The organism is Pedobacter sp. N23S346, from assembly GCF_048515415.1.
In the GTDB taxonomy this organism is placed as follows: domain Bacteria; phylum Bacteroidota; class Bacteroidia; order Sphingobacteriales; family Sphingobacteriaceae; genus Pedobacter.
Map to the genome: position 1 here is coordinate 480337 of NZ_JBLYEE010000001.1, position 11768 is coordinate 492104.

Here is an 11768-nt window from a genome sequence, read left to right on the forward strand (position 1 = left end):
GATTTATTGTTTTCTTGATGGCAGGTGAGCCACCAGCCATGGACATGGATCTTTTTAATTAAAAACAATTTGTAAAATTGCAAATGATTAAATTCAATTTGCATTTGGCGATGGTAGTTGTTCCTGGCCTAATATTATTTTCGGCTTGTAATTCGGGCAGTAATGATCAATCGAAATCCACAGCAGTTTTAGATACGGTTTCTTTAAGTAGTAAAAGCTTCGCTTTGGCTTACCAGGATGGGAACAAAATTGTAGCGACTAGCATTGATACCATGAAACAGATTTCTTTTGGCGGCGCTACTGATCCGGCAATATCACCCGATGGAAATAAACTGGCTTATACAGTTAGTGACAGCGTTGGGAACCGAAGCATTTGGGTGGCTGATATGGAAAGCAAAAGTCAGTTGCAGTTACAGGCCAGCAGCAAAAATTATGATCATGCGGTATGGTCGCCAAGCGGAAAAACAATCGCTTTCAATTTGTTTAATGATAAGGGCGTTTGGAAAGTCGCATTGATCAAAGCTGATAACACCGGATTTTTATTGCTTGGCAGTAAGTTAGCGAACAGCGTATTTTCACCAACCTGGAAGAGCGAAACGGAAGTGATTGCACATGATTTAAAAAATATTTATACGTTCGATGCTTCCGGAAAATTGCTGGCTACGCAAACAATAGCAGAATTAATAGGGGCAGACTACCACATCTCAAGCAGTAACAGTTTTTTCTATACCACTAACGAGAAGAAGCTTATTTTTAATGCAGGATTTGGCAAACAGGTAGATGGATTAAACAATTTACCTGAGGCCGTTTTTACATTGGATTTAAATACCAAAAAAATAATCCGGATCTCACCAGAAGGAATGAATGTACCCTATGTTTTTTTGACTGCTGATGACCGGATCTTCTATAGCGGAGCTGAAAAGCCTTTTACACAAAGCAAAATTTATGTCTCAGATTTGGAAGGAAATGTGAAGACAGTAGTGGATAAAGGCACCAACCCAACTGGTACTTTGAAATAGGTAAAGAGCGAGTTTTACTTCCCATTTCCATTACAACGCAGCTGCAGATGGCTTGAAAAACATTAGTCAATTTGCCGATTGAGATTGTTTTATTGGCCAGGGTCTCAAATCGTCCCTGCCAAGCTGACATCTTATATTCCTGTATCGATTGCAAATTGACAGTACAGGTGTAAATTTGTCCCTCAAAACCACTTGGCATAAAAAGTGTTAATTGTATGCTTAGTTAAAACTCAACTCAAAATAAAAAATAATAAAAGTTATGGCGTTAAACCTTAAACCAATTGCTGGCAGTTCAAACAGAGTAATAGTTGAACCAGCTGCGGCGGAAGAAAAAACTGCATCGGGTTTGTATATCCCTGATACTGCTAAAGAAAAACCATCTAAAGGAACTGTAGTTTCTGTTTCAGAAGAAGATGCTGACGGTAAAAAAGCGAGCGTAAAAGTTGGCGATGTTGTAATTTATGGTAAATACGGTGGTACCGAGCTTCCTTACGAAGGCAAAGATTACCTAATCATGCGTGAAACTGATATCTACGCTGTTGTTGGATAAATAATGATTGAATGACTGAATCTCGAATGAGTGAGTTCAGCATAAATCAGATAAATAATTATAAGAGCGAATATTCAATCATTCCTTCACAATCATTCAAAATTTAAAAAGAAATGTCAAAACAAGTAAAATATAACGTGGAAGCACGTGACGCCCTGAAACGTGGTGTTGATATCTTAGCTAATGCAGTAAAAGTAACTTTAGGTCCAAAAGGACGTAATGTAATCATCGATAAAAAATTCGGTTCTCCGGCAATTACTAAAGATGGTGTTACTGTTGCAAAAGAAATCGAATTGAAAGATGCGGTTGAAAACATGGGTGCACAAATGGTTAAAGAAGTAGCTTCTAAAACAGCAGATATTGCTGGTGACGGAACAACTACTGCAACTGTTTTAGCTCAGGCAATCATCACAACTGGTATTAAAAACGTTGCTGCAGGTGCAAATCCAATGGATTTAAAACGCGGTATTGATAAAGCTGTTGCGGCTGTTGTAGCTAACTTGAAAGAGCAATCTCAAACAGTTGGTGAAGACAATAACAAAATTAAACAAGTTGCATCTATCTCAGCTAATAATGATGAGGTTATCGGTTCGTTAATTGCTGAGGCAATGAGCAAAGTAGGTAAAGATGGTGTAATTACTGTTGAAGAAGCAAAAGGTACAGAAACTGAAGTAAAAACAGTTGAAGGTATGCAGTTTGACAGGGGTTATTTATCTCCATACTTTGTTACCAACGCAGATAAAATGGAAGCGGAATTAGAAAATCCTTACATTTTAATTTACGATAAGAAAATCAGCAACATGAAAGAATTGTTGCCAGTTTTAGAAAAAACTGTTCAAACAGGTAAACCATTGGTAATCATTTCTGAAGATTTAGATGGCGAAGCTTTAGCTACATTAGTAGTTAACAAAATCCGTGGTTCACTGAAAGTAGTAGCTGTTAAAGCTCCAGGTTTTGGCGACAGAAGAAAAGCAATGTTAGAAGACATCGCAATTTTAACTGGCGGTATCGTGGTATCAGAAGAAAGAGGTTACAAATTAGAAAATGCTGATTTAACTTATTTAGGTTCTGCTGAGAAAGTTGTTGTTGATAAAGACAATACAACTGTAATCAACGGTGCTGGTAACTCAGAAGATATTAAATCTCGCGTGAGTCAAATCAAAGCACAGATTGAAACAACTACTTCAGATTACGATAAAGAAAAATTGCAAGAGCGTTTAGCTAAATTAGCTGGTGGTGTTGCTGTTCTTTATGTTGGTGCTGCTAGTGAGGTTGAAATGAAAGAGAAGAAAGACCGTGTTGATGATGCTTTACATGCAACTCGTGCAGCTGTAGAAGAAGGTATTGTTGCAGGTGGTGGTGTTGCTTTCATCCGTGCGGTAGAAGCTTTAGCTGACCTTAAAGGTGTTAACGAAGATGAGAATACAGGTATTCAAATCATCCGTCGTGCGATCGAAGAGCCATTGCGTCAAATTTGTGAAAATGCGGGTATCGAAGGTTCTATCGTAGTTCAGAAAGTTAAAGAAGGAACTGCAGATTTTGGTTACAATGCACGTACTAATGTTTACGAAAACTTAATTGGAGCTGGTGTAATTGATCCAACTAAAGTAAGTCGTGTAGCTTTAGAAAATGCGGCATCTATTGCAGCAATGTTATTAACTACAGAAGTTGTTTTAGCAGATGAGCCTGAAGAAGGTGGTGCTCCAATGCCTCCTATGGGCGGCGGCGGTATGGGTGGTATGATGTAATATCACTTATAGCGAATTAATCTCGTGTAAAATATTCCCCAAAGGCTTAATTGCTTTTGGGGTTTTTTTTTGCCCTTTTTTTAGGTTTGGGCATGATTATGCCCTACTATATAATATATCTTCATTCATTTTGTTCGTGTTGATGTAAAAAATGAAATTATGATAAGGAAATTTTCTACTTTACGTATGGATATTTAATTAACGTGTAATAGAAGTGTTTAATCAACTTTTCCTGTGTTGAATCAGGAAATGCGGAAGTGCCGATCCTAAATAGAACGTAAGTAATCATTCCCCTATTTGTTTGCGATTATGAAAACCTGTTTGATAAGGAAATGGCCTTTTTTTGCTCTGGTTTGGGCGCTGCTTTTTATTACATCTGTCGGATTTTCCCAGGTTAACATAGGCGCTGTAGATGCAGGACCATTTACTCCAGGAAGTACCATCGCGGTCCCATTTAGTATCGCCAATGGCTGTGCCGGACAGGGTAATATATTTCAGCTTTATCTATCTGATCAAAATGGTAGCTTTAGTGGCGAAAAACTGATTGGAACTTATACTGGTTTCTATAGCACTTACATTAATGGTTTAATCCCAACAACAGGAATTGTGCCCGGTACGGGCTATAAGGTACGTGTAAAAACTACCCAACCAGCTTTGGTAAGTAATGAGTCGGCTGCCTTTGAGATTAGAGCCGGATCACCTGTTCAAGCCAAACTGGTGACATCTTACCTAAACCCTGCAAATACCGAAACTTTCGGAACCTGTGGAAGCAGGCCTAATAATTCCTTTATCATTAGTAATGAATCTACCGCTACGGCTACCGTTGCGGCTGCTATAAAAAATGAATCATCTGGAGGTACATCAACCCTTACTTTTTCTACACCTAATCAAAGTTTCACTGCAGATCAGACCCACTATACTATTATTGCTACAGCCACTATGCCTGATGGGACAAAAGGCACAAAGGCGTATTTATTGGTTAATAACAGAGCCATTACCGCATTTGGGACATCAGGCAATAATATTGTATGCTTGCCGTTAGGCGCCCTGGAGTTCAATGTCGATTATACTTCTCCAGCAGGTATTCAGAACAACTTTCCAGGTAATCGTTATACCATTAGCTGGGGGGACGGGAGCCAGACGGTTTATACCTTATGCGATATTATCAATAATTCAGGAAAAGTAATCCATCCCTATACCAGATCATCATGTGGTAGCAATTCGGTAACCAGTGCTGGTACCATTTACAATGCATTTCCTGTTACCATAAATGTATCAAATGATTTTTGCGGTACCGTAGGAACGCCTGTTTCTTCATCAGCAAAAGTAGTGGTTAAACCTATGAATGCCTTTACCTTTCAAACACCATCATGTACCAATACGGATGTTACCTTTTACAATACATCCATTTTAGGGGAAAACCCGGATACCAATACTCCGGCCTGTGCACCTAATAATGTTACCTATAACTGGTATGTGGACGGTGCAATTGCAGAGGCCAATAAACTGCGGTCATATAATCTGGTTACCCGTTTTTTAACGCATGGTCAGCATGTGATCCGTTTAGAATCCAGTAGCTCCGGCGCCTGTAATGCAGATCCTGTTGAAATGACAATATGTATTCAGGATCCGCCAAAACCTGAATTTTCACTGCTGCAAACCACCATTTGCACAGGCGCTACCTTAACCGCTACTGATTTATCGGTACTGGATAATATCTGCGAAACAGCCAATACCTATTCATGGAATGTTTCGCCAGCCATCACTTATGCAAATGGTACAAATGCATCCAGTAAGGAGCCTGCGTTTATATTTACGAATCCAGGCATTTATACCATCACTTTAAATATCACTACACCATCCTGTGGTTTAGTGACATCAGCCCCGCAAACGGTTGTGGTGAATGAATTGCCTGTAGCAACACTTTCGCCTAATATTACGCTTTGTAACCTGGCCACTTACGATTTTAACAATACCACATCCGGACCAACACGAACAGTGCTTTCTGGAACTTATCAGGATCTGGCTGATACTTATACCTGGACGGTTGCACCTGCCGGATCAGGAACTTATAGCTTTACGGGCGGAACAACAGCGAATTCTAAATATCCTTCCATCAGGTTTGATAATTATGATGAGTACACCGTTACTGTTATCCATAAAAATAACTGCGGTACCATCTCTCAAACACAAAAACTAACCTTCACCACTGCTCCGGTAATTAATGCAGGGGCAGATGCAGATCAGATTTTATGTTTTACAGGAACCAGTTTTACCCTGGCCGGAACCATTACAGGTACGGTAAGTTCGCAAACCTGGATTGGTGGTTTAGGTATTTTTTCTCCCAATCGAAACGACCTGAATGCAGTTTACACGCCAACAGCGGCAGAGAAAGTAAATGGCTCTGTAAACCTGATATTAAGAGCAACCACTACACTAGCACCGCCCTGTAACCAGATTGATGATGAAATCGTATTAACCATAAAGCCAGATATTAGTGTTACCAGTGCAGCTAACAAGACTATTTGTACCGGGAAAACTGTCGATTATACCCCTACGGGTCTGGTTAGTGGAACTACTTTTAACTGGACGGCTACCGGATCTGCTAATGTAACAGGCTTTACCGCATCCGGAACCGGGGTAATTAATGATTTGCTGACCAATTCCGATTTAACAACAAACGGAACAGTAACTTATATTATTACGCCACAAAAAGATGGTTGTAGTGGCCCTCCGTTTAATTTTGTAGTAACGGTTACACCTAGTCCTGATGTTACAGCCACCGCACCAAACCTCACTATCTGTAATAGTACCTCATCTGCTATAACGCTTACTTCGGCAGTAACCAATGTGAATTATACTTATAGCAGTACGGTAACAGGTTCGATTACCGGGAACGGTAACAGACCGGTTGCCACTGCAGCCAATCAGATAAATGATGTGTTAATTAATACAGGAACTACACCTGGCACCGTAACTTACACGGTTACTCCTGTATCTGCTGGTGGTTGTACTGGAGTAGCAACATCAATTACAATTACTATTTTACCCAGTGCTACTTTAGCAAGTGCAGGGCCGGACGAATCGGTTTGTAATGCTTCGATTTATAATTTAAAAGGAAATGTTCCGGTAGTTGGGGCAGGAAAGTGGACTGCAGTTGCTCCTCCAACAGCTATAACTTTTGATGATGATACCAAAAATGATGCGGTAATCTCAGGATTGGTTGTGGGGAATAGCTATACGTTGAGGTGGACGATCAGCGATGGAAACTGTTCCAGTACCAATGATGATGTGGTTATTACCGTAAATCCAAACAGTGTGGGCGGAACAACTGGTAATGATTTAACATTATGCGCCGGAGCCAATAATGGCATTATTACGTTAACAGGGCAAGTTGGGAATATCGTTCGCTGGGAAGCTTCTATAGATAACGGCGTAACCTGGGCAAGTTTAAATTCAATAGCAAATCCCTATGTTTTTACTAACATTACGGTAACCACAAAGTATCGGGCTATTGTTCAAAGCGGGGCTTGTTCAGAAGTTTCTTCATCTGCAACTACGATCACGATCAATCCCTCAACAGTAGCCTCAAATGCAGGTGCAAATCAAAGCTTATGTAGTGGTAATGGAGTCACACTAAATGGGAATAATCCTACACCAAATAGTGGTTTATGGACATTGGTTTCTGGTCAAAGTGATATTACAATTAATGATCCTACCTTGTTCAACACGGCTGTTACGGGCCTGGTTCCCGGACAAACGTATCGGTTTAGGTGGACAATTGCCGGGTTTGAAGGTTGCCCGCCATCATCATCAGAAACCACAGTTACTTACTTTTTTCCTGTAACCAACAGCATCTCAACGGCTGCAGATCCAATTTGTTTTGGTCAAAACGCCACCATTACGGGCAGTACGCCAACAGGCGGAAGTGGGGTGTTCAGTTATCAGTGGCAAAGTAGTCCTGATGGAAATACATGGACAAACATTGCCAACGCTACCAATAAAGATTTAACGCTGAACGTGCCTGTATCTACTTTCTACCGAAGATTAGTAAATAGTACCATTTGTGCTGCGGTAAGTAACAGTGTTCAGGTTGTGGTATTGCCTGCGCTGGGGAACAACACCATCTCTGCCGATCAGATTATTTGTATTGGTACTGCTGCGGCCCCACTTGCCGGCTCTACACCAAGTGGTGGCAATGGAACTTATGCTTATCAATGGCAATCGAGTTTAAACGCAATAGTATGGACTGATGTTTTGGGTGCGATTGACGTTAATTATACACCACCGATACCAACGGCAACCATTTATTACAGGCGTTCGGTTTCCAGTGGCTCGTGTGCGGTAACCATCAGTAATCAAGTAAAAATTACGGTAAATCTTCCTGCCAAGGCCGAATTTACCTATTCAACAGATGCGGGCTGTGTACCTTTCAACCTAAGTTCAGCCAATATTGCTGCAACGCCATATCCTGATCGAAATGCTACTTATACCTGGTTCGCAAATGATGTGCAAATCGGGACGGGCATAAATTTCCCTGGTTACACCATCGCTGCTCAAAATCAATCTGTCATTATTAAATTGGTTGTTACGAGTAGTTTAGGTTGTAATAGTGATGAGTTTTCACATATCTTTTTTACGCGGCAGGATGTGACTGCATCTTACACTCAAGATGTTGTGGAGGGGTGTGGGCCACTAAGTGTGAAGTTTAGAAATACTTCCACTTCATTAACTGATGCAACATTTAGATGGAATTTTGGTAACGGTACCTCTTCAAACCTAGCCGAACCTGCAGATGTTGTTTATGCAGCTGATCTTACCGGGAGAGACATCACCTATACCATAACTCTGGAAGCGACAACACCTTGTGGCGTGAGTAGGCAAAGCTCAACTGTTTTGGTTAAAGCTGCTCCAATCTCAATTTTTTCTCCGGATAAAACGGCCGGATGTTCACCTTTTACTGTAACCTTTAGCAATACTTCGCCGGGAAATAATGGCACCTATACGTATGATTTTGGAGATGGAACCACAATAACTAAAACAGATAAAAGCAGTGTCTCACATACTTATACCACCATCGCGGTGACGAACTATGTGGTTAAAATGCTTGCTGTGAATGAATGTGGAAGCAATGAGTCTTCCTATACCATCAATGTAGCTCCAAATAACATTACGGCAGAATTGGTCGTGAACAGCAATCAGCTTCGGGGCTGCGCACCATTTAAAGTAGATTTCTTTAATAATACGAAAGGGGCTAATACTTTTGTTTACGATTTTGGCGATGGTAGTACCGTTGTTCGGAATATTGCGCCCGAAACTATTTCGCACACCTTTACCAGGGCCGGGAGATACAGGGTTACACTTTATGCATCGAATGATTGCTCAAACGCCTCAACAGTAGAAGAAATAGAAGTTTTAGAACAACCAGAAGTAAGTTTTATAGCTGATAAAACCAGCGGTTGCGATGGCTTCATGGTGAAGTTTAAAAACAACAGCAAAAATGCGATAGGCTATATGTGGGATTTTGGCGACGGAACAACATCTACCGCTTTCGAACCGACCCACACCTTTAACGGAGCGGGCAGAAATTTCATCGTAAGTTTGACAGCAACCAATACTTTAGGCTGTACCAATACCGTAACTTCAAGTTCGCCAATTAGTGTTGTGGCTCCTCCGGTGGCTGGTTTTACTGTTTTGCCGGGCAATGAGATATCCATCCCGAATTATGCTTTTGGCTTTAAAGATAGCAGTACCGGCGCAGTAAGTTGGGAATGGGGTTTTGGAGATGGTGCGGTTTCAACGCTCCAAAACCCAAATCATACTTATGGCAATGAAGGTACTTATACGGTTACGCTGAAGGTGCTCAATACGGAAGGATGCAGTGCTATAACAGTTCAATCCGTTAGAATTATTGGTGTTCCTGGATATTTGAACGTTCCAAATTCTTTTATGCCAGCAAGTGCGAAGAATGAAATCAGGGTTTTCCAGGCGAAGGGGAGAGGTATTCAGGAATGGAAAATGTCGGTTTTTAATAAATGGGGGCAGCAGCTATGGGAAAGCTCAAAACTGGATGATGGTGCGCCTTTAGAAGGATGGGATGGAACGTATAAAGGAAAAGAACAGCCGCAGGGTGTATACTACTGGAAAATAGACGTCAAATTTATAAATGGCAGCGAGTGGAAAGGGATGACCTACAATTCATCACCTCCGAAAAAAACGGGTGTAATATATTTAATTAGATAATGATGAGGAGGATGATATTATGGATGCTGGTGATGGTACTGCCACTAATTTCGATAGGGCAGGATCACATTTACTCTCAATTTTATAACGCACCAATTTACTTAAATCCGGCGCTAACCGGGCAATTTGAGGGCGATATCAGGTTCAATGCACTCTATAGAAATCAATGGACAGGTTTAGCCAGCGATTTTTCTTACATGAGTGCCTCAGCTGATTTAAATCTCCACCAGATTAACAGTGGAGTGGGGATAATTTTTAACCGCAGTAGTGAAGGAACGGCCTACCTGGTGAAGAATAATATTGCAGCCAGTTATTCGTACATTATTGGTGGAGATGATTTTACGCTTTCATTTGGCTTACAGGCTGGTGTAACCAATCAGAAACTAAATTGGGATAAACTGGTTTTCGGTGATCAGATTGATATCAATTCGGGCTATATTCCAGGGAGTGTTTCTGGTGCAGAAAGGCCTGCAATTGATAGCCGTTTTTACCTGGATGCAAATGCAGGGACGAACCTGGTGTATGGAAAGTTTATGATGGGTTTGGCAGCACACCATTTAAACCGTCCGGATGAGTCACTTTCTGGTTTTCAGGCAAAATTACCGCTACGGGTTTCTGCTAACCTGAGTTATAAACTCAGCCTGATTCCAGATCAGTATGACCGTGATGGGAGCTACCTCATTCCATCAATCGTTTTGTATAAACAAGGCAATGTAAACTCATTCAGCGTGGGTACTCAATATAAATATGCCGGGATTAATGCCGGAATCTGGTACCGGAACGATGGAAATGCCAATGGCAATGATGCGATCGTTTTTTCTGTAATCTTCGATATTTTTAACCGAAGAACAAATGGAGAAAAATTCAGGTTGGGGATTAGTCACGACGCAACCACTTCAAAAATTAACTACAGCAATACTGGCGGAACATCGGAAATTGGGGTGGGTTACGAAAAGTATTTTCCAAATAGTTCCAATGGCGGTCGGGCAAATGGTTTAAGATGTTATGATTTTTACTAATTTGGTGCTGTTAATATCCATCAATGAACGAGATCTTAGACAATAGCCATTTCATTACGCAAAGTGAAGTAAATAAATTTCTGCTGGCCACATTGCTCTGCGGACTAATCGGAGCTGAAAGAGAATACAGAAGTAAGTCTGCCGGTTTAAAAACCATGATGATGATCGGTTTAGGAGCTGCGTTATTTACGATTCTATCCATTAAAATCGGACCAACGAGTCAGGATCGGATTGCATCAAATATCGTCACAGGGATTGGTTTCCTGGGTGCAGGTGTTATTTTTAAAGAAGAAAACCGGGTTAAAGGTTTAACAACGGCATGTATTATCTGGATCGTTGCTGCAATTGGAATGGCGGTAGGCTCAGGTTATTACGAACAGGCTATTGGGGTAACTGGTGTGGTTCTTTTAGCGTTGATTATTTTTCCTTTTGTAGAAGAAATGGGCGATCGCCGTTTCACGAAGAGGGTCTATCGCATTGTGAAAAAACAGCATGCTCATGGCGATTTAGAAAGTTATGAGGAGGTTTTTCGGGAAAATAAGCTAAAGCCGCAACGCGGAAAACACCAGTTGGTTAATAACATTATCACCGGAAACTGGACGGCAACCGGTACACCCATTAACCACCAGAAGTTTGTAGAGCAGATGCTAAAGGATGACGAAATTATGGAGTTTGATTATTAGGTTGTCTGATTTTGCTTTAATGAATCAAAAAATGTTTCTTTCTGCTTAAGCAAAGCAATTTTTTTTTCTTCTACAACCATCGTATTGGATAAGCGATCGTGCCAGGGATTACAAGGCGTTCCAAATGCACTGAAAGCATTAAAGGGAATAGCCCTGATTATATTTCTAGTAAATGCCTGACCAAAATTCATATCAGTTCCGTCTAAATTAATGGCTTTCGTTCCTGTAATGAGTTTTCCAATAGATTTACCATTAGAAATGCCTTCAATAATCGACATACAGATACCATAAAGCAATAGGGAAATTAATCGACCCATTAAACCATCAAAAACATTAAGTAAACTTGGAGATAGAATTCCAATTACGATACCCAGACCAAACATGATCAAATAGAAAAAAATCATGTCAATGATGTAGTTAGCTAGTCTTAAGCCTGATGTAGCACGACAGGAATCAAAGTCTACATCTTCGTAGTTTATGTTAAAATTCATTATAGAGCATTATTA

The 11768-nt window shown here is 40.7% G+C and carries 7 protein-coding genes; 6 read left to right on the plus strand and 1 reads right to left on the minus strand.

The window, feature by feature from the left end; translation table 11 throughout:
• Positions 1-83: 83 nt before the first annotated feature.
• From ACN1CD_RS02060 to ACN1CD_RS02085, 6 genes are all read left to right on the plus strand, one after another.
• Positions 84-1019, plus strand: a complete 936-nt coding sequence (locus tag ACN1CD_RS02060) for a TolB family protein (RefSeq protein ID WP_419128586.1) — start codon at positions 84-86, stop codon at positions 1017-1019.
• 259 nt (positions 1020-1278) lie between these two features.
• Positions 1279-1569: a co-chaperone GroES gene (locus tag ACN1CD_RS02065; RefSeq protein ID WP_419128587.1), complete on the plus strand. Its 291-nt coding sequence runs from the start codon at positions 1279-1281 to the stop codon at positions 1567-1569.
• A gap of 113 nt (positions 1570-1682) precedes the next feature.
• Positions 1683-3317 (plus strand): chaperonin GroEL, encoded by a 1635-nt coding sequence (gene groL, locus ACN1CD_RS02070; protein WP_419128588.1) that lies wholly within the window; start codon positions 1683-1685, stop codon positions 3315-3317.
• A gap of 309 nt (positions 3318-3626) precedes the next feature.
• Complete coding sequence (locus ACN1CD_RS02075; protein WP_419128589.1) at positions 3627-9560, plus strand: PKD domain-containing protein; 5934 nt, start codon at positions 3627-3629, stop codon at positions 9558-9560.
• Entirely contained in the window at positions 9560-10579 is a 1020-nt protein-coding gene (locus ACN1CD_RS02080; RefSeq protein ID WP_419128590.1) for a PorP/SprF family type IX secretion system membrane protein, read from the plus strand. The genes ACN1CD_RS02075 and ACN1CD_RS02080 overlap by 1 nt, the downstream gene beginning before the upstream one ends.
• Positions 10580-10602: 23 nt before the next feature.
• The gene (locus ACN1CD_RS02085) at positions 10603-11262 is read left to right on the plus strand and encodes an MgtC/SapB family protein (RefSeq protein WP_419128591.1); all 660 of its coding nucleotides are present in this window, start codon (positions 10603-10605) and stop codon (positions 11260-11262) included.
• Here ACN1CD_RS02085 and ACN1CD_RS02090 read toward each other — a convergent pair.
• Positions 11259-11753, minus strand: coding sequence for an RDD family protein (locus tag ACN1CD_RS02090; protein WP_419128592.1), 495 nt, complete (start codon positions 11751-11753; stop codon positions 11259-11261). The two genes, ACN1CD_RS02085 and ACN1CD_RS02090, sit on opposite strands and share 4 nt — an antisense overlap.
• Positions 11754-11768 lie beyond the last annotated feature (15 nt).